This is a genomic window from Paenibacillus endophyticus, from assembly GCF_014192395.1.
GTDB lineage: Bacteria > Bacillota > Bacilli > Paenibacillales > Paenibacillaceae > Pristimantibacillus > Pristimantibacillus endophyticus.
This window is the reverse complement of the sequence record NZ_JACHXW010000001.1, coordinates 587,775-609,063: the sequence shown is the minus strand read 5'-3', so window position 1 is coordinate 609,063 and position 21,289 is coordinate 587,775. Positions and strand designations below refer to the sequence as shown.

General features: G+C 47.2%; 11 protein-coding genes and 2 pseudogenes. 5 read left to right on the top strand and 8 right to left on the bottom strand.

The window, feature by feature from the left end:
• Window positions 1-23: 23 nt before the first annotated feature.
• From FHS16_RS02475 to FHS16_RS02455, 5 genes are all read right to left on the bottom strand, one after another.
• Complete coding sequence (locus FHS16_RS02475; RefSeq protein ID WP_312890755.1) at window positions 24-1,649, bottom strand: helix-turn-helix domain-containing protein; 1,626 nt, start codon at window positions 1,647-1,649, stop codon at window positions 24-26.
• A gap of 10 nt (window positions 1,650-1,659) precedes the next feature.
• The gene (locus FHS16_RS02470) at window positions 1,660-3,408 is read right to left on the bottom strand and encodes a sensor histidine kinase (RefSeq protein WP_246431545.1); all 1,749 of its coding nucleotides are present in this window, start codon (window positions 3,406-3,408) and stop codon (window positions 1,660-1,662) included.
• A gap of 69 nt (window positions 3,409-3,477) precedes the next feature.
• Window positions 3,478-4,383, bottom strand: a complete 906-nt coding sequence (locus FHS16_RS02465; RefSeq protein WP_183558322.1) for a carbohydrate ABC transporter permease — start codon at window positions 4,381-4,383, stop codon at window positions 3,478-3,480.
• 13 nt (window positions 4,384-4,396) lie between these two features.
• Window positions 4,397-5,296: an ABC transporter permease gene (locus FHS16_RS02460; RefSeq protein WP_183558319.1), complete on the bottom strand. Its 900-nt coding sequence runs from the start codon at window positions 5,294-5,296 to the stop codon at window positions 4,397-4,399.
• Between the two features lie 100 nt (window positions 5,297-5,396).
• Window positions 5,397-7,142: an extracellular solute-binding protein gene (locus tag FHS16_RS02455; protein WP_183558316.1), complete on the bottom strand. Its 1,746-nt coding sequence runs from the start codon at window positions 7,140-7,142 to the stop codon at window positions 5,397-5,399.
• A gap of 442 nt (window positions 7,143-7,584) precedes the next feature.
• Between FHS16_RS02455 and FHS16_RS02450 the strand changes: the two genes are divergently transcribed.
• The 5 genes from FHS16_RS02450 (at window position 7,585) to FHS16_RS02430 (ending at window position 14,743) form a co-directional block, all read left to right on the top strand.
• Window positions 7,585-9,150: a response regulator transcription factor gene (locus FHS16_RS02450; RefSeq protein ID WP_183558313.1), complete on the top strand. Its 1,566-nt coding sequence runs from the start codon at window positions 7,585-7,587 to the stop codon at window positions 9,148-9,150.
• 14 nt (window positions 9,151-9,164) lie between these two features.
• Entirely contained in the window at window positions 9,165-10,910 is a 1,746-nt protein-coding gene (locus tag FHS16_RS02445) for a sensor histidine kinase (protein WP_183558312.1), read from the top strand.
• A gap of 123 nt (window positions 10,911-11,033) precedes the next feature.
• The gene (locus FHS16_RS02440; protein WP_183558310.1) at window positions 11,034-12,716 is read left to right on the top strand and encodes an ABC transporter substrate-binding protein; all 1,683 of its coding nucleotides are present in this window, start codon (window positions 11,034-11,036) and stop codon (window positions 12,714-12,716) included.
• 148 nt (window positions 12,717-12,864) lie between these two features.
• On the top strand, window positions 12,865-13,803 hold the full coding sequence (locus tag FHS16_RS02435; protein ID WP_183558554.1) for an ABC transporter permease: 939 nt from the start codon (window positions 12,865-12,867) through the stop codon (window positions 13,801-13,803).
• Window positions 13,804-13,894: 91 nt separating this feature from the next.
• Window positions 13,895-14,743, top strand: coding sequence for a carbohydrate ABC transporter permease (locus FHS16_RS02430; RefSeq protein ID WP_246431566.1), 849 nt, complete (start codon window positions 13,895-13,897; stop codon window positions 14,741-14,743).
• A gap of 270 nt (window positions 14,744-15,013) precedes the next feature.
• Here FHS16_RS02430 and FHS16_RS32380 read toward each other — a convergent pair whose 3' ends face one another.
• From FHS16_RS32380 to FHS16_RS32370, 3 genes and pseudogenes are all read right to left on the bottom strand, one after another.
• The gene (locus FHS16_RS32380) at window positions 15,014-16,588 is read right to left on the bottom strand and encodes an S-layer homology domain-containing protein (protein ID WP_312890763.1); all 1,575 of its coding nucleotides are present in this window, start codon (window positions 16,586-16,588) and stop codon (window positions 15,014-15,016) included.
• A 24-nt stretch (window positions 16,589-16,612) separates the two neighbouring features.
• Window positions 16,613-18,057, bottom strand: a pseudogene (locus FHS16_RS32375) (glycoside hydrolase family 43 protein); the annotation flags it as partial.
• A gap of 513 nt (window positions 18,058-18,570) precedes the next feature.
• A pseudogene (locus FHS16_RS32370) lies at window positions 18,571-21,117 on the bottom strand (carbohydrate binding domain-containing protein); the annotation flags it as partial.
• Window positions 21,118-21,289 lie beyond the last annotated feature (172 nt).

Genomic DNA, 21,289 nt, shown 5'->3' with positions numbered 1-21,289 from the left:
CCACCTTCAAGTTCAATCTTTGCTTATATACGGTTCGACGTCTGTTTCCTCATTCCTGCTTGCTCCCGGAATTCCTGAGGTGACATACCCGACCACTTTTTAAATACGCGGGTGAATGAATGCGCGGCTTCGTATCCCACACTTATTCCGATCTCCCCAATTTTGCTATCGGTGTTCCTAAGCCGGTCTTTGGCTTTCGCGAACCTTGCGTCTTCAATATACTCCGACAGCTTGACGCCGCGCTCCTGCTTGAACAACCGGGACAAATAGGAGGGATTGAGATGAATCTCGTCTGCAAGGCGCACGAGAGATAAATCTTCGGCAATATGTTCGTCAATGAAAGCGCAAATCTTGTCGACCGCTGTTATGGCACGGCTTTGTTCCCCTTGCTCCCGCACATCGAACATTTCCATCGCGGCCGTCTTCAAGCTGCCGAAGCGTTCCTGCCAGGAGGGGAAAGCATCCAACTGCATGAAGTTTCCAGCAGGAAACTGTCCTTGCTCATTCCATCGGTTGGAATAGGATAACAAAGCAAGAGCGATCGAGTAATACAGCTCCGAAGCATACGGCGAGGGCCAGCTCCCATCTATGGCAGGTCTCGTCAATTCATCGAACAAACCATAAAACTCCGCTCTCCTGCCGCCTTCCAAATGAGCCGTCAACATCCCCGCCTTCTCATCGGGGAAACGCCAGCGCATCCGAGAGATTGCTTCAGCTTCGCGAAGTCGCACGGATTGAACCATTTGCGTTCCGTCCCCTGCCCGCAGATGCTCATGCTCCCTCAGCTTGTCGTATGCTTTGGGCAAAGTTTCCCAAGCCGTCTCTTCCGCCCCCATCGTGACGGACAGCTTAACGGACAGCGATTCCTTGCAGGCGTCCTGAATGAGCTCGAACATGCCTTCCAGAAAGGATACCGTATTTTCGAAACCGATTTCCTTAATCTCTGAAGACGGAAGCGGCTGGACAAGCCAGACGAGATCGCCATAACGATCGATTATGCCTAGGCTCCTCGTTCGCTTTCCCAGATACGAGTCCGCCAGCAGCTTCACCTTCAAGGCCGTTTCCTGGCGATCGGCGTAAGAGCGGCGCGACTCCGCCAAGGACAGGCTGCCAAGGGCGATCAGAACGGGAAGGACAGGATCGAACGGAATATTCAGTCTACTGAAGTTCTCTGCGATCGCACCGCCTGCACCTCCCTCGAACAGAAGATGACGCACATAATTGCCAATGGCAAGCGTCTCTAGAGAGATTTGGCTTTCCTTAGACCGCTGCAAGAGATCAGCCGTCCTCAATTCCTCTTCGATCTCGAGTACCGCTTGGCCTACTGCATCGATTAGCTTATTGTATCCTTCGCTCTTTAGCAGATATCGGACGCCAGGCCATTGAATGGCTTGGTACATCGATTCGAAATCATGATACCCGGTAAGAAAGATCAGCTTGCAATGAGGCCAATTGGATCGAATCTCGTCCATCAAGGCCAGACCGTCCATCTCCGGCATTGCGATATCGGAGAGAACGATGTCAAACCGCGTTCTCCGCAGCCATTGCAGCGCTTCTTCGCCCGAATACGCTTTGTACATATCCAAATCAATCGGCAGCTTGCTAAGAATCTCGTACAGCCCGTCGGTAATAATTTCTTCATCATCCACGATTAACAGCCTAATCGCCGCTCCCCCCTTTCTCTACCCGCAAACTCAGCGTCGCCTGCAAACCTCCCAGATCGCTGCGGGCGATAGTCAGCCCGCCTCCTTCCAGTGTCATTCGGATGCGGCGATGGATGTTAACCATGCCGGTAATCTCGCCTTGTTCATCCGTTTGCCACAGCGACCTCGCCATTCTCGCCAAATCCTCGTCAGTGAGGCGGTCCCCGTTATCCTCTACGATGATTCGTACTTCCTCCGCATCCCTCTCGAAGCGCACTGCGATTAAGCCATCGCGTGCCTTCTTCTCCAGGCTGTGTTCGAAAGCGTTCTCGATGATGGGCTGCACGATCAGCCTTGGCACGAGCATAGTGTTCCATTCAGGCGGCAGCGGCTGAAAGTCAACCCGGATTCTCCTTGAGAAGCGCATCTCCTGAATTTCGGTATACATGCGCGCATGCCTGATCTCATGCTTAAGCTGCACGTTGTCCGACGCGTTGCGCGTCACGAATTGAAAATATTCTCCCAGCAGCGTCGTGAATTGCTCGATGCGTTCAGTGTCTCCCGTCTTCGCCATCGTGTTGAGAATAAAGAAGCTGTTGTACAGAAAATGAGGATTGATCTGGGATTGAAGTTGCTTGAGCTCGGCCCTCTGGGCCAATATCTTCTGCTTATACGCCTGATCGATCAGAGCACGAAGGTTTGCGACCATTTGATTGAATCGGCCGTACAAATAACGGAATTCATCCTTCGAGGCATGATCGATGAAGATATCCAGATCCCCGCTCTCCATTCTTCGGAAGCTCTTCACAAAGGTCAATAACGGTTTATGAATGAATTTATAGGTAGATAAAGCATATATGGCAATGATGGCTAACGACAGGGTAAGAAATAACCAGGCCCAGGTATAGAAGCGGTCAAGCGGCTCCTGGAATACCCGTCCCGGTATGAATCGAAAGAGAGATAATTCCAGCTTCTCAGAAGCAGCGTGCACGTAGTAATACCGCATGTTCGATAAGTCTACGGTATCTGTATCCCGATTAGTGACTTCATTCGACTTCTTTAGGAAGGCGGCCATATCTTGTTCAGGGAAAGCGTCAACTCCGTTGGTAATTACGGCGCCGTTCGTTCCATGCACGAGCATTGCCCCACTGTCCGCGTACAAGTTGAATTGGCTCAGCTCATCCTGGAGAACCTTGCTGTCCAATGCGATTTCAACGGTAAAGAGCGGTACCGCCTCTTTGCTCCCGCCAGGCTTGAAGGCGCTTAGGAAGAGGTCGCCTTTCCACTCTATGATTTGCGAATCGCTTCCGAAGACGGAGCGGATACCCAAATAACGTTCCTCGTCGAATTCCCGCGCCCCGTCTCCAGACAATGTCTTGCCGATGGGAGCGATATGCACACTGACATCCTGAATGTAGATGCTGCTATTCTGTATGGTATAAATCCGCTTTAATAGAGAATTGATATGCTCCATACGGGCGATCGTATCCATAGTCTCCCAAGTGAGTGCCAGTTCATTTAAATCCTCATCATCCAAGAGGCTGTATTGCAGCAGCTTCATTCGCTCGATCTCTTTCTCCATGTCTGAGAGATAATAGTCGATTTGCGATACGGCTGTCTTGGAAATATCTTCGCGTGCCGTTTGAACGATCCAGTTATAGATATACACGCCTAGCGACCACATGGGCAGCATTATGAGCAAAAAAGTAAGCAGCAGACGCAGAAAGATCGAGTTTCTGAGCGAAATACCATGGCCATTGAACAACGACGTCTCCCCCACCGTTTTCTTTCATTGTATCCGATTTCTTTCCTCCTGTCCTTTTCGGCTTACCAGTTAACCTTTAACGCTGCCCAGTACGATACCCTTCACAAAATATTTTTGCAGGAATGGATATGCCATAATGATCGGTAATGATCCTAAAAAGATTTGTGAAGCCTTCAGCGTCCTATCGGAGATGAGGGCCAGATTCAGAAGTTCGTCCCTTGACACGTTGGACAGGTTCTGCTGAATGACGATCGTCTGAATGTAGCTCTGCAAGGGATAATTGTCCGGATTTCCCATAAGAATTAACCCGTCGAACCAGCTGTTCCAATGCTCCACCATGGCGAATAGCGCTAGTGTCGCAAGGGCAGGCTTCGAAATAGGCACGTATATTTTCCATAATGTCGTCCATTGGCCCGCTCCGTCAATGAGCGCTGCTTCTTCCAGCTCCTTAGGAACCTCCCTGAAGAAATTAAGCAGCAAAATAATGCTGAATACCGGCACCGCCCCCGGCAGAACAAGCGCCCAGATCGTATTGAGCAGCCCGTATTCCTTAAGCGTTACGTACCAAGGGATTAAACCACCGTTGAATAGCATCGTCAGGAAGAACGCCCAAGCATATACTAGCCGGAATCGAAGCGCATTCGACTCCTTCGACAACGGGTAAGCAACCATGATCGTCAGCAGCAAATTTAACGGCGTACCAAGCGCAAGCCGCTTAATGGAAACCCACATGGATTGCCAGAACTCTCCTCGACTTGCGGTGTATTCGTAGGAAGCCAAAGTGAAGTCTACGGGCCAGAGCCTAACCTGCCCCGCAGCCGCAGCCGAGCTGGAGCTGAATGAGATCGCGATAATATGAATAAGCGGAAATATGCAGAGTATGGCAACAAGCACCAAAACGATCGTGTTGACGATCGGAAACCACTCGAGCTTCCTTGCTTGTCTTGTTTTTGTACTGTTAAATGAATGGCCCATGGCTTCTCGCCTCCTAGAAGATCCGATATTTTGCAAAATGATAGGCAAAGAAATAAGAAGCCGAGATCAGGATCAACGAAACTATGGATTTAAAAAATCCGACCGCCGTTGCGACGCCGTATTGCGCATCAAGCAAACCGATCCGGTAGACGAAGGTGTCTAGAATATCACCACTTTCATATACCTGGGGGCTATATAGGTTGAACACTTGATCAAAGCCGGCATTCAATAACTGTCCTAGGCTCAGCACGGACAACAATACGATGACCATTCGCATTCCCGGCAGCGTAATATGCCATACTTTGCGCCAGCGGTTGGCGCCGTCGATGGTCGCAGCCTCGTACAAACCGGGATCGATACCCGTGATCGCTGCCAAATACACGATCGTTCCATACCCGAAATTTTTCCACACGTCCGATCCAACCAGCGTAAAGGGAAACCAATTGTTATCCCCTAGAAAAAAGATTTTGGGCAAGCCTAGCGATACTAGGAGCCCATTCACGATACCGCCTGACGGCGAAAGAATATCGATCAGAATGCCGCCAAGCACAACCCATGAAAGGAAATAAGGCAAATAAATTGTCGTTTGTACCGTACGTTTCAACACCGCGTTCTTGACTTCGTTTAGGAGAATAGCGAACACGAGCGGCACCAACAGTCCCAAAATAAGCTTGAAGCTTGAAATCAGCAACGTATTTAACAACACTTGCGTGAAACTCGGCAATTGCAATACATAGGAAAAGTTCTCCCACCCAATCCACTGCTGATCCCCAAAAAGGCCTTTGGCGGGTATAAACTTTTGAAAAGCGATCGCAATTCCGGCCATAGGCACATATGAAAATAAAATGATAAAAATTAACCCCGGCACGATCATCAAGTGCAGCGGCAGTTCTCTCCTTGTCTTGGTTCCCATTCGTCGTTGTCCCTCCTGTCCAGCCATGAAGCAGGGAGAGTAGAGCGGAACCCATTTCCTATCTCTACTCTTCTCCGTTCATTCACCGACTGCCAATCTCTTATTTCGTGCTTGCATACCATTCGTTAACTTCTTTCGTTATCTGTTCACCGCCAAGCTTCTTCCAATCCTCGACGAACTTGTCGAAGGTTTCGATTGGATCACCCAGAATGATTTTGACGAACACTTCGTTCTGCAGCTTCTCGAGCGTCGCTTTGCGCTCCACCATCGTCGGCGTCGGAGCTCCTACAAACTTTTCGAGCAGGAACTGGTTGTTTTTATCGTACTGGTCCGTAATGCCCATCGAACCTTCCTCGCTGTAGATTCGCTCCCAGCCCCATACAGCAAACCCTTCCTTCGAGCCCGAATAATACGACTCCATCTTCTCCTGAATCGTCTTCGCTTCACCCGTCAACGTAGACATGTCGCCTGCCTTCCGAGCCGCGTCAATCGCGCGGAACGCTTCGACGTTTTTCTTCAACGGGTAAGGGGTTACCGGTGAAAGCTGCCATACGCTCTCGGCTTCAGGCGGTGCGAAATAATAACCGAAGTCGCCCGTTTCGCCCCAAATTTTCTCCAAATGCATGTTGAACAGCTTAATCAGCGCTTCCGGATGTTCGACACCCTTTTTCACCGCGTAGAAACGGGCCGTGCTGAATTTAAGCGGAATCTTAGCCATGTCGCCGGATTCCGTGACGATCGGAAACGCTTGCCACTGCGCATTCGTATCCACATTTTTGTTTAATTGGAGCGGATAAATCGAATTCCATTGCTCACCGTATTGCATGCCGATCTTGCCTCCGGCAATCAGCTCGGATACTTTGCTTCCATCCTTAATTCCAAATTCCGGATCCACTTGCCCGCCTTTGGACATTGCCTGCAGAGCTTGAAGCGCCGTCCTTACTTCGGGCTGAACGCTTCCATAGACAAGGCCTCCTGAAGCATCCTCCACCCAAATATTCGGGAAAGCGTTGTAGCCTGCCATGAAGCCTTCCAGACCCATCGCGCCGCCCCATAGACTTTTGGTAAAACCAAGCCCGAACGTGTCCGGTTGGCCGTTGCCGTCAGGATCCTTCTCCGTGAAAGCCTTGGATATCGCAAGCACGTCGGCCATCGTCTTCGGAGGCTGCAAGCCGAGCTTTTTCATCCAATCCGTACGGATCCAGATGAACATGGAACGTTCGATGGAAGCCTCCACCATCGGAATGGCCATCAGCTTTCCGTCCAGTGTTACCGCGTCGAAGGGACTGGACCCCTCCTGCAGCAAAGCTTCCTTAAGCGCTGGAGAAGCATATTTGTTGTACAGCTCAGTCACGTCTTCGATCTGGCCGGAATCCGCAAGCTGCTTAAGCTGCGTCGCATTTACCGGAATGAAGTCCGGCAGGTCTCCAGATGCCAAAGTCACATTGATTTTTTGCAAATATTGATCCGACGTAATATCTCCCTTGACTACCCAATCGTTGACAATTTTAATGCCAAGCTCTTCTTCATACACACGGGTCCAGCGGTTATTCTCCAGCGTCTCGTCCTTTAATACGCCAAGCACGTTATTTTCTACGACGTCGCTCAAATGTCTGACGAACGACACTTCAATTGGCGGATCGTATTTCACGAATGGGCCGTCTTCAGCTCCCTCGTTCGTTCCCGAATTGCCTCCGCTGTTATTGCTGCCTGTTGTGGCCGAAGGCTTCGCTTCATTCTCCGGCTTTCCATTTTCACCCGACGTACAAGCCGTAAGAGCGAGTGCTGTAATCAGAAAGATCATGATCCCTTTTAGGCCTTTGCCTCTTATCTTTTGCATTTCCATATCCTTACCTCCGGTTTCATCATCAGTTTAGGAGCCCCTATTTGTATACGCTTTCAGTATATTCGATCTATATTTGGGCAACAATGTGCAACTCTTTACATACTTACCCGTTGTTTACTTCCTATTTGCATTAAGAAAAACAGACAAGCAGGAGGAACGACCTATACCGGGCAATCTGGCCATTGAACAGAGGAGGCATACGAACTCTTCCATCACCCACTAGTCTGCGTCTACCGACTTTAGCGTCTAATCTCCCCGCTTAGGCTCTCTTGCCAACAAGCCACAAGCCTCACAATATGTATCCCTCCATAATGAAATTGATATAATACTTTAACTTTCATCTCGATTTTGCTTATAATGAACTCCATATTGATAGGAGAGGCCACTCAGCGGATCGCTCTCATTAATCGGCCATAATTGATATCTTGAAGGAGGAAACACCATGTATAAAGTGCTTATCGTGGATGACGAAATTTTTGTCCGCAAGGGATTGATCAGTCTAATGGATTGGTCGTCACAGCAATTTGTAATCTGTGGAGAAGCGGAAAACGGAAAGCAAGCACTGGAGCTTATTGCACAACTGACCCCCGACCTCGTCATTGTAGATATTCGCATGCCCGTGCTGGACGGTCTGGAGCTAATCCAAAAGGTGAAAGCGGAAGTTGACCATCAACCGCTGTTTATCATCTTAAGCGGGTACCCCGATTTCTCTTATGCCCAGCAAGCCTTTCGTTTCAATGTGTCGGATTATATCCTCAAACCGGTTGATGAACAGGAGCTTACGTCAACCTTGAAAAAAATAGCCAATACGCTAAATCAAAAACAACTCTTATCGATAACGAGAGAAAAGCCGCTTATCGAAATCGTTATCGAAAGCTTGCTGCAGACCGAACCAAGCGAACAAGTGATGGCGCGGATTGCCCATGCGTTGGAGCTTCCGCTATCCTCTTCGTATACCTATTTCATTGCAGAAATACAGGACGAACTGCCTCATGGGACAATCGACTATTTTCCCCTACTGCAAACATCGCTCCAGCAATATTTTCATCATGAGGGACAACCTCTGCTCATTCATGTACGCGCGTTCAATCAATATGGCATTATTGTGCCTCAGTTATGGCTGGACAAGCAAAGCGAGCCCGCATGGACGAGCTACGCCAAGCTGCTTGAGAGGCTGGAGACGGAGCTTGCAACGACGATCGCTTTGTATATCGGTCATACGGCAAGCCACTTAAAACAGATCGCCCATTCCGGGATCAGTGCAGAGGAATGCTTGAATTATCGTTTTGCCGCCGGCAATAACGGCATCTTTATGGCATCGGATCTGCTGGAGCTGCCCTTATATTATTTTGATGTGGATGAAGAACTGCACAGCAAGCTCATTTATGAGATTGAAGCGGATCAATTGGAAGGCTATACCGCCGCTATTGATGCCATTTTTATCGCCTTTCAGGAGAGGCATTTCGCTTCCGGTGCAGTCACGAATACGATAAGGCGAATGATGATTGCCATCATCAATATCATCCGGCAGCTGGAAGGAAACGAAAAAGATTTGCAATGGTTGGAGGAATTGCTCAATTGGCAGATGAAATACCGCAATTTGAAGCAGCTAAGGCATGTTCTCTTGCAATTTATAGAAGAAGCGGCTAAATATATCGCGGAGAAGCGCGGAGAAAAGAACGAGGGCAGTATTGAAAAAGTTAAAAAATATATCGACAGCCACTACAAAGAAAATATTTATTTGAAAGGAATTGCTGCCGAATTCCACATGAATCCGGTCTACCTCGGACAGCTGTTCCGCAAAAATTACGGCGTCTATTTCAATGAGTATGTGCTTTCGCTTCGCATAGAAGAAGCAAAACGACTGCTGCGGCAAACGAAAAAACGCATGTATGAAGTCGCGGAACTTGTAGGCTTCCAGAATGCCGATTATTTTGCTGCCCAGTTTGAGAAGCTGGAAAACATGACGCCAACGGATTATCGCAATAGGATGATCGGCAAAAAATAAGGAGGCTCCCCCTCATGCCAAACTTTCGTTTTCATCATTTGAAGCTCCGAAACAAGCTGGTCTTCATCTATATTGTGTGCGTATTCGTACCGATCGTACTGACTAACGTGATGTTCTATCATGTGACAACCATTAACATTAAAAATCAGAAAACGGCAGATTCGGAACAAGCAATCAATGAATTGAAAGCCGAATTAGGGGCCGTCATTGAAGATGCGGCAGGCATTTCCTATCTGTATTCTATCAACAAGCAGCTCAACAATCATTTGAACATCGTTCATGCTTCTCATGATCGCTATGTGGAGTCGCTGAATGCCATTTCGAATCTGTTCAATCGAGCCGATAAGGAGTACAAAACCATCAGCTCCGTTGTTATTATGAGTGACAATCCCACGATACTGGCCTCGAGCCATATCATCCGGCTCGAGGACGAGATGCGGAACGCGGATTGGTACCATCACATTAAAAATCTCAATAATACGTATCCCTATTTGTACGTAACATCCGACAGTATCAGCGTTATTCAAAAGCTATCCGATCGCCGGTCCGAGACGTATGAGCATGTGATGAAAATCGACTTGAATATGGATTATATTTCTCAAATCCTTGATCTATCCAGCTTTAAGGGGGATTTTTACTTTCTGGATCCGTCCAATCAAGCTCGTTACGGCAGACTGTCCAGCGGTCAACCAAGTGTTCTGATCACAACAGGGCAGTCACTAAGCCTCAACGATATACCTAGGCCCGATAAAGCAATCGTAATCAGCAAGCAATATCGCAATAATCGCTATTTGGGAGACTGGACGGTATACGGCGTGTTGGATGAAGAGAAAATTTTGTATGATGTCAGGCAATCGGGGCAATTTATCCTATGGTTTGCAGGCATTAATTTTCTTGTGCCTACGATCGTCATCGTGCTGGTTTCCCGCTCGATCCATACGCGCATTCAAAAAATTCTGAAGCACATGAAGTCCGTAAAAGGCAAAAACTTTGAACGTATACCTTATCATCGGGAACGGGATGAGGTAGGCGAGCTTGCGGTGGAGTTCAACCGAATGAGCGAACGGATCGAAAACCTAATTAATGATGTGTATGAAACGGAGCTACAGAAGAAAGAGCTGGAGCTTAGCCAAAGACAAGCCCAACTACATGCACTGCACAGTCAGATCAACCCTCATTTTTTATTCAATGCGCTGGAGACGATCCGAATGCGAAGCCAGATGAAGGGCGAGATACAAACGGCAAAGACGATTCAGAACATGGCCAAAATCTTTCGTAAATCGATTCTTTGGAAACGGAGCTTCGTTACGATTCGCGAGGAGCTTGAATTGATGGAAAGCTTCCTTCAAATTCAGAAGTACCGTTTTGACAGTAAACTGGAGTATCACATCGAAGTGGATCAATCCCTTCTGGATATTGAAATTCCGAAGATGACCTTTTTGCCGTTTGTGGAAAATGCAAGCATCCATGGCATCGAGAATGTGCCGGGCATTGGCTATATTACGATTCAGATTGCGCAAGAACATGGTCAAATTGTCTTCCTCATTGCGGACAACGGGGTCGGCATGGATCAGGAGAAAATACGGGAGCTTCATCATTACCTCCACGAGGAGGCTGTCATGGGCGATTCCATCGGAATGAAAAATGTCATTACTCGCCTGAAAATTTGCTATGGTGAATCGTTCAGCTTCACGATTGACAGTGCTCCGGGAGGAGGATCACGGATCATGCTGCGTCTGCCGCTGGATAAAAAAGACTGAACATGCCAAAGAAGATCTTAATTATTCAAAGACCGATCTAAGGTTTGCTATATAACAATATTAAACGCTTTCTTCTATACTGAAAGTGCTTACAATACTTTGATAGAGAAAGGGGATACAGCAATGCGCAAGAAAAAATGGCTGCAAACGAGCCTAGCCGTAATAACGGCTGCGACATTCATCCTTGCTGGCTGCTCGAATAATGAGCCAAAAGGAAGCAATACGGAAACAGGCAGAACGAATGGAGAGGTCAGTACAGACCCGGTAAGCTACGATTACTTCGCATTCGGTACGAATAAAGACGTAATTGCCAGCAACACGACCATCGGCAAGATTCTCCAGGAGCAGACAGGTGTAGACTGGAAAATGGAGTATGTTGTAGGAGATGCTAGTACCAAGTCCGGCGTTATGATTGCCGGCGGTGATTACCCTGATGTCATTTCTCCGGTAAGCGAGCTTTCGAAGCTTACGGATGCAGGTGCATTCATTCCGCTTAATGATCTGATCGAAAAGTATGCTCCTAACATTAAGCGTGTATACGGCGACTACATGGACAAGATTACGAATGAGGACGGCAACATCTACATTCTGCCTTTCACCGCCAATGTAAACGGCTATTTGAAGGAGCCGGACGCGACCAGTACGTTTTGGATGCAGCGACGCGTACTGAAAGAATTTGGCTATCCGGAAGTGAAAACGCTTGATCAATATTTTGATCTAATCGAGCAGTATCAAGCCAAATACCCTTCCGTAGACGGAAAAGGCACTATTGGCTTCCTGACCTTTGCCGGCACAGCTGGAGAGTTTTTCACGATTACCAATCAACCGATGCATCTAGCCGGATATCCGAACGATGGCAACGTTATGGTTGACATGAAGACACAAGAAGCCAAGCTTTATATGGGAACTGATTATGAGAAGCGATGGCTTGCCGCATTAAACGAAATGAACCGGAAAAGCTTGCTTGATCCGGAGACCTTTACTGCTAATAAAGACCAGTATCTTGCCAAACTTACATCTGGACGAGTACTTGGATATGTCAACTATTCTTGGCAGATAGGCGATGCGACGAACAACCTGAAAGCGGCGGGTAATGATGATCTGCGTTACGTGGCGCTTCCTATTGTCTTCGATGAAAATACTACTGATGCCTATATTGATCCTCCTTCATTCGTCAACAACCGCGGGCTCGGAATTACTGTGAGCGCTGAGGATCCGATACGCATCATTAAATATTGGGATAACCTGTTGTCTGAAGAGAATCAGAAGCTCATTCAATGGGGTGAGAAAGATGTCACCTATTCGGTGAATGAAGAAGGCCGTTTCGTTATGAGCAAAGAGCAGCTCGCCAACCGCAACGACAATGAATTTAAACGTAAATACGGTTGGGCTTATTTCGATTATGAGTGGCCGAGGTACGGCAACAACTCGCTTTACGAGGACGGTAACGCCCATTTGCCTACCAGCCAACCGGAAGTAGCTGAGGTCAATTACACAGATGGCGATCTAGCCTTGCTTAAAGCCTACGGCTTGAAGACCTTCTCCGATTTCTACGCTGAGCCGGTGGAGCGCCCATGGTACCCTGCCTGGAGCATCGAGAAAGAACAAGGTTCACCAGAGCAAATCTTCAATCAGAAAGCAGGAGATCTCCAGCAAAAATACTATCCTAAAATGGTGTTTTCCTCTGAAGCGGATTTCGAATCCATTTGGAATGACTATCTCGCAGAGTTTAATAAGTTGAAGCCTGCAGACTTTGAACAATTTATAACCTCTAAGGTGAAGGAACGTATCGCAGGAAATTGGTAATGAACAGTTTCTGAATTTTGATAATGAAACGGGGGAAGTAAAGTGAATCCACTTCACTTCACTTTTCCCTTCTACACTTGTTACTTGTTTAGAGAGAGACAGTTTTAGCCGGAAAGGAGACGAATCGGTGGAGAAACATGCAGTGCAGATGGCAAAATCGACTTCTGAAGATTCGCGCCTGAGAACCTTATTCAAAACATTGTCTAAACAGAAAATGCTGATGCTGATGTCGTTGCCCTTTCTCATCTGGGTTGTCATATTTAAATATCTTCCCCTCTGGGGATGGACGATTGCTTTCCAAAAATTTAGATTGGCAAAGGATTTATTCGACCAAACCTGGATCGGACTGGATAACTTCAGGTCTTTGTTCCAGGAACAACAGTTTTATCTCGTCCTGCGCAATACGCTCGTTATGAGCTCTATTAATCTGGTGCTGGGGTTTGTAACGGCCATCGTGCTGGCTCTGCTGCTGAATGAACTGCGCAAGGTCTACTTTAAGCGTGCGGTTCAGACGATCAGCTACTTGCCGCATTTTATTTCATGGGTAGTCGCAGCTAATATCGTGCAAACCGCGCTGGCCCCCGAAGGTATTGTCAATGTGCTGCTGCTCCGATTGCAGCTCATCGATCATCCTATTCTCTGGTTGGGGGTAGGCGAATATTTCTGGGGGATTCTCGGAGTAACGGAAGTATGGAAAAATGTCGGCTGGAACACGATCATTTATTTGGCCGCCATTACGACGATTGACCCTACTCAGTATGAAGCGGCCGAAATGGATGGCGCTTCACGCCTTCAACGGATGTGGCATGTTACGCTGCCAGGCATGAAGCCGGTTATCGTCATTTTGCTGATTATGAATCTGGGTCATATTCTGGAGTCCGGGTTCGAAGCGCAATACTTGCTTGGCAACGGCATCAATGTTGAATTCTCGGAAAATTTGGACATATTCGTCTTGAAATACGGCATGCAAATGAATAACTTTGGCTTGGCGACCGCAGCCGGTATGTTTAAAACCGTGGTCAGCTTCATCTTCCTCATCGCCGCCAACAACCTTGCCAAACGGATGGGCGAAAGCAGATTGTACTAATTGAAAGGAGGCTAAGGCTGTGGAACAAGCCAAATCAGCTCGGAATTTTTCGATAGGCGATAAAATTTTCGACGTGTGCAACATCATTTTTATGATTTTCCTAATCATTGTGACCCTCTACCCCTTCTTGAATATGTTTGCTTTGTCGTTTAACGATGCGAATGATTCGATTCGAGGCAGCATTTATGTTTGGCCGCGCGAATGGACGCTAAGAAATTTTGAATATGTGTTTAACGAGTCCAATGTGTTTTATGCGACCTTTATCTCCGCGGCGCGGACGATTATCGGGACGGTCATCTCCGTGTTTTGTACGGCGATGCTGGCTTATACGATCAGCCGTCCTGAATATGCATTGAAGAAGTTTGTAGCGATTACCTTCATTTTCACGATGTATTTCAGCGGTGGCTTGATTCCAAGCTACCTGCTGACCAAAGAGCTTGGATTGTTGAACAGCTTCTGGGTATACATTATCCCGGGCATTATCGGCGTGTTTAATATGATTGTTATACGTTCCTTCATTGAAGGTTTGCCGGAGGGGATCATGGAGTCGGCTAAAATCGATGGCGCCGGAGACTTTACCACATTTATGCGTATTGTGCTCCCGCTTACCGTTCCCGCTCTTGCTACGGTGTCTTTGTTCGTAGCGGTATCCCAGTGGAACTCCTGGTTTGACGTATTCTTATACAACTCTTCACGGCCGAATCTAAGTACCTTGCAGTACGAATTGATGAAGGTGTTGTCCACATCAAGCGCTACGACCAGCTCAGGCGGCTCGGCGGGAGATGCCTTTGCTAATGCGCAGGGAAATGTAACGGCGGTTACGCCAACTTCGGTTCGCGCAACGATGACGATTGTAGCCAGTGTGCCCATTATTATGGTCTATCCGTTTCTGCAAAAGTATTTTGTCAAAGGGATGGTCGTTGGCGGGGTAAAAGGCTAAAGCAAAAGGCCATTCAAGGAAGCCCAGTCTTTCGAAATCCAATCAGAAATACGAATAAAATCCAATGAAAAAGCGGTGCAGAGGGCTATCCCTGCACCGCTTTTTTTGAACTTGGTCACTTGCTGCCTTTCCTTAGCAAATGGTGGAAAACGGAGCATTGAAATGATTCTGGAGAAGCGTCCGCTTTCATTTCGTGAAGGGCTTTCAACCTTTCCTCGTTGATTCTAGAAATTTCTAGAAATCCCTAAGCAATGGCGATCGGAACAATATTTAAAGGTACAAACCAGACTTCTTCAACAGCTGCTCTACAATTGCGGCAACCTCAGCTCTTGTCATGAAAGCTTTCGGAGCCAGCGTTGATGCGTTTCTACCGGATACGATTCCGGCTTGAATATTATCCGCAATGGCTTCCTTCGCCCAGCTTGAGGCTGAAACCGCATCTTTGTAAGGGAGCAGAACGGCAGCTGAATCCTGATTATTAAGCGTCGCCTTCAGCCCGGTTAATTCCATTGCTTTCGCAATGATAACCATGGCTTGTTCTCTTGTGATTTTATCCTGAGGGTTAAAGCTTCCATCCTCGAAGCCATTGATAAGCTTATAGGAATAAGCCGTGGCAACTGCGCTGCTGTACCAATCTTCATGCTGCACGTCTAAGAACGACACCGTGTCGCTCTCCGGCTTCAAACCCAACCCGCGTACGACAATAGCAGCAAATTCAGCCCGTGTAATTTCCCTGTCCGGACTGTATCGTCCATCCCCTGTACCACTAATCACCATCCGTGAACCAAGTTCAATTATAGCCTTTTCTGCCCAATGCATGGCGACATCTGTGAACGATGCTTGATGAGAGACTAGCACAAAGGTGCCGTTCGTCAAGCTATTTGCCATTGCGTAATGCTTACCGTCCTTGAACAGCATCTTCGTAGGCACCTGCTGGAAAGTTCCATCCGCCGCAACGACAATAGCCGTTGTCATTTGATCCGGGTTAACTCCTGCAGGAATAGCTAGCATCCGTTGTACATAAGCGCTAAACTTTGTTATTTCCGTACGAGCGGCCCCGCTGATGACCGTCATTTTAAAGTCAAGGGGCGATGCAGCGATGTTAAAGTCTGATTTCTCTGCTGCTTTCTTGGCGGCTTTATCCATCTCAGGAGACGAATCGCCAATTTCAAACTCAATCATGAGATCTGTCAGTGACGTCGACGTACCAAGCTGCTCCAAGATTTCATGAATATCAATCAGCTTTGTAGGAATGGTATAGGATGCTTGATCCGTCTTTAATTCAATAACTGCTTTCTTATCGGCCATGTTCTTGAGCATATGAGCGTTTAACTGTCCGATAACGATGTTCGAATCAGAATGGAACGAAAGAGTAATGACTGCCTGCTCCTTTTCCGAGTTCAGCCATTGCTCCAGCTTCTGCTGGTTAAGCGAAATCGTCGCAACCGTCTGTCCGTTCCTTTCAGACTTCAGTACTGTTCCTGCATGTTCTGCTTTTCCGTTAATCAGAATTTCAGCCTCTTTTTCACCCGTAACCCCAGGCGTAGGCGTTGTATGTCCCCCATCACTGCCGGAACTGCCTGAAGCTGTTACGGTAAATTCCGTTTCGACTTGCTTCGCAGCGCCGCCAGCAGCGACTGTTAATGAAAGCTTGCCTTTGCCGGCTGAAACGCCTTTGATCGTTACGGTTTCCTTGTTGCTTTCACCAATAATGCTTATTGCTTCAGTTGCTGTCCATTGATAGATTGGGTTAGTCGCATTCCCTGGATTAATGACCGACCCCACCGTCAATTGCGTTGACGCTTTTAGTGAAGAGACATCACTGATTATACTAACCGATGTCACAGGAATGGCCTCCTGTACCGCGTCGGCCTCTTTGAATTGCCAATAATCCATATTCATAAGGCTGCCCGTACCGGTCCCTTTGAAAATAAAGAATAGATGATGATACCTTTGACCTGAGCAACATCCGTTTGCAACAACCGCCATTCTTTATGACCATTCACTGGAGCTGCTTCAAGAGTGCCAATCACTTCGCCGATTGGACTGTCTAAGCGAATCTCAATCGTTCCTCCAAGAGCGGCTTCAACATTTGCTTCAAAAGAAACAGCGCCGTTATCTCCGAAATCAGCACTCGCTACTGCAAGCCAGTCTCCGTTATGAATATCCGTAACATGAAGATTGTTGCTTTCAACCTGACCGCCAGGCGAATTTGATTTTTCAGTAAGGATACCTGCATGCCATGCGATTGTTTCTGCTTCGGTTCTCTTGTAAGGATCAAGGCTTGCAATCTGGCCTACACCTTCCATATCCCCTTTGATGTCTCTAATTAATCCGTTTTCATAAAGCGTTACTTTGTTGATATGTGGAGAACGATAGCCTTTCCCGTCTCCATGAAGTGCTTTGCTAACGGTTTGTGCATGGTACACGATATACCACTGGTCTTTGAATTCAAATATCGCATGATGATTATTGCCCCCCACTCCAAAAAATTCAAATGGGTTTTTCAAAATCGGAGCAACGTAAGTAAACGGGCCCATCGGATTGTCGCTTACCATATAGGCTATCTCGCCAGGAGGCGGCGTACCCTCCGGATGTGTTCCGGCAAAATTAGAGCAATAGGAGTAATAATATTTGCCGTTATACTTATGAATGCCGGAATCCTCAAACAGGAACGGGGCATCGATTAATTGGGCTTCGCCAAGCGTTGATACCATATCATCACCCAGTTGAATAACTCTGCCTGTTTTTGGATTTGCTACTTGATCCTGCGATGGATTGTTGCCTCCAGGTATCCCGCCGCCGAAATAAAGATAACCTTTACCGTCATCATCAACCAATACGGCTGGATCAAATAACCATACAACTCCTGGTACACCTGGCGTATTGCCGGTAATCAGCGCTTTCCCGATGGGGTCGGTCCATGGACCAATTGGGCTGTCTGCTGTTAGCACGCCAATACCGCCTGCGCCATTTGCGAAATACAGAAAAAACTTGTCTTTCCCATCGATTTGTTTATGTGCCGCTGCGGGAGCCCATGAGAAGCTGGCCCATTTGGCAATACCCGCAGATCCAGCTACCGGAATGGCTCCGTGATCTGTCCAGTTCACCATATCATCCGAGGAAATAACGAATACTCGGTTCAGATTGCTGAATGAATTATCTTTGATATTTCCGTTACCATCATATTCATAGTCATCGCTTGACATATAAACGTAAACTCTTCCGTTATACGTCATTGCAAACGGATCTGCTCCCAATTTATGATCCATAAGCGGGTTGGCATAACCGGGAACCTTGACAATGGAATCCGTATCCAACTGTTTTAAACCGATCTTTGCAACAGCCTCTTGGACATTGAATCCGACATTCCCACCCTCGACTTGAATATAATCAGTCTGAATGACCACCGTTTGATCTTTAGGAACGAATTCTTTAACCTGCAGCTTAATCGTTGCCAACAAATCATTATCTTTATGAATGAAATTAACCGCTGAGCCTGAAATCTTAATTTGCAGCCTATTTCCGTTGTAAGTAAAGGAAGGTGTACCCACTATATTGTCAACGTTAAACTCGACTCCCGTTACGGAAAGGTTTTCCGGAATGTTAAACGAGGAGGTAAGCAATGAATATGGACCTGTAGGAAGCGTTTCCATTCTTAAAGGAACCTCAAGCTCCGTATTGGGGACTCCGATTACATCGGAAACCTCATCCATGGACGCTTTCCGTATTTGTTCATAAGCTTGCGTGCCCGTCATTTTGTCATCGACTCTGAAATAATCGAAATCGACATAGCCGCCTGTTGTTTTGGTTGCGTAATTAAACAACGCGAACCGATAACCCATAAAATGCGGCAGCGTGTAATGCATTTGCAGGGTGTGCCCGATAGCGGTCCATTCTGTCCCATTCAAACTGTAATAAAAATAAGCCTTATCTGTCTGGTTTTTATAATCGAACTCAACTTTAAAGTAAACGTGATCTGCTGTAAAGGGAACGCTTGCTGCTTCCACAGCCGCACCCGTACTGCCATCCACCATCACAATGGATTTCGAGGAGCCTGCCATTTTCACCCCAACAAATCCGTATTCTTTCTGCAAAGCACCAAGTCCGGCGTAGTCGCCGTTCTTCATATGACTGACATCCAGCGCAACGCTTCCAGAGCTTTCCGGACCAGACGTCCTTTGCGTGAGTGTATTTCGGGCTTCTAGAAGAGAAACCGCTTTTTTCCCTGTAGTCAGTCTTAAATATCCGCTGCGCTCTAGCAGAGACCAATGATTATTGTCAGGATTGTGGTTCCACTGCCACATGAGCCCAAGATTGGAGCCATTGTAGTCGTATTCTCCGGCTTCCGCTTTATCCAATCCTCCTAGTGGCGTAACATCCTCTAATACGACGTCATCTACATAGAAGTCCATTCGATCCTTTACCTTATCCTGCACGGCTGTCCATGGCGTTTCGATAAAAATAAGCGGTTCTTTCAGGTCCGCGTCTTCGGGAATCGTGTATGTTCCCTCAATTGTTCCCCATTTTCCTTTCTCGGCCATTCCAGAGCCCATAACCTTTATCGTCGTCCAATCTCCATTTTGAAAAGCCAGATTAAATGATTTTGTCGCAGGCAAAGCATGGTCGCCATCATATTTGACCTTGGCCGAAAACTTGTATACGCCTCCTGCTTTCACTTTCCCCGTTATTTTTTGCTGCGGACCTGCACCCGTAGCTGTTCTGTTACTAATAAACAGGCTGTTTAAACCGCTGTTTGCTTCGTAGGTTGACAGCGATACCGTTGCATTCTCATGGCCTGTCCATGGTTCTTGCCCATCTTCAAAGCTGCCGTTAACGAGCAAGTTAGAGTCTGGCGTAACGTCTTGAAAAGAAACGTCATCGACAAAAAAATCCATCAAATCGGATACCGGATTCTGTTCCGGTGTCCAAACGGTTTCGATAAAGATAAACGGCTTATCCAAACTAGCATCCTCAGGAATGGAATAGGTTCCTTTAATTGTCCCCCATTCCCCTTTGTTTATGGTTCCCGAACCTAGTACCTTGATCGTTGTCCAATCTCCATCTTGAATAGCAAAGTTGAATTGTTTCGATGCAGGCAACGTATCGTCACCGTTATATTTCACTCTGGCAGAAAAGACGTAAACCCCGCCAGCCTTCACTTTTCCGGTAATCATTTGTTGCGGGCCAGCACCTGTACCGCCTCTGTTGCTGATAGCGAGGCTGCTTGATCCGCTATCTGCTTCAGTGGCTGTTACGGACACTGTTGCGTTCTCATGCCCTGTCCATGGCTCCTGGCCGGCTTCGAAACCGCCATTTACAAGCAGCTCTTTACCTTCTGATGCTTGTTTCACTGCTGAAGTTACCATTGGCTGTTTAGCATTTCCTAGTGTTGCATCCTCGAATAAGGTATGGGAAGCACCTATTCTATCCGGATTTTGATAAAATTCATCAGACTTTATCAATAGATTATTCGCTGTTATACCTTTAACCGGGATAATCTGGCTCTGCGGAACCTTGCCATCGATCCCGAATACCGGCCAGCCGTCTGTCCATTCCACCGGTACGAGATAAGGAATGCGTCCGACTGCTCCGCGGTCACCGAACAGCAAGGCATACCATTTGCCATCCACCGTGTCTACAATTCCGCCCTGTGCCACGCCTTGATCCCTTAATGCGATTTTCCCTTCATACGTACCGTCTATCCGATCAGACCGGTGTACAAGTTCGGTACGCATTCCGTTTTTCGGCCATGTAATCGTAAACACATAATAGTTGCCGTTAATCTTCTGAATGTGCGCACCCTCGGCTGCCAATCCCACTTCGTTTCCTGCAACGAGGCTTGCGTTAGGAATAATGATTTTATCGAGTCCGCCTGTTTTAATTGCTGTTGCGTCTGCGGTTAACTCAATCACTCTAATATCGCCGCCGCCATAAACCATATACACCCTGCCATTGTCGTCAAAGAGCAGTGACATATCATGATACACGCCATTCAGCGTGGCATGTGTCCATGGACCTTCCTCGATGTTTTCTGTTTGATAGATATAGGTTTTTCCGTTATCGTATGAAGCAAATGCGACATAAAATTTCCCATTATGGTATCTCAAGCTGCTTGCCCACGATCCTTGACCATAATTATTTTTTTCATTTCTCAACGTTTGCTCGTCGTTGTCCGCTAGTATGTCGTATACGTAATTGACAATCTCCCAATTGACCAAATCATGTGATTTCATGATGGGTACGCCTGGATTCATATGCATCGTAGTGCTAGACATGTAATAAACATCTCCGACTCTAATCACATCAGGATCCGGTACATCCGACCAAATGAAAGGGTTTTCAAATTCCCCCTCAGCTTGCTCGGCATGCATAGGTGTGATTGGTGCGAGACCAACCAACAGTGTTAGTGCTAACAAAATGATGACCAGTTTCTTGTGCATGGTTTTGAATAACCTCCTTTAATATGTAGCGGGATAGCGTATAGGAATCGTTGTTCCTCTATTTATCTTAATGCAGGCATCGCGTTTTCACGATGTGATTTTT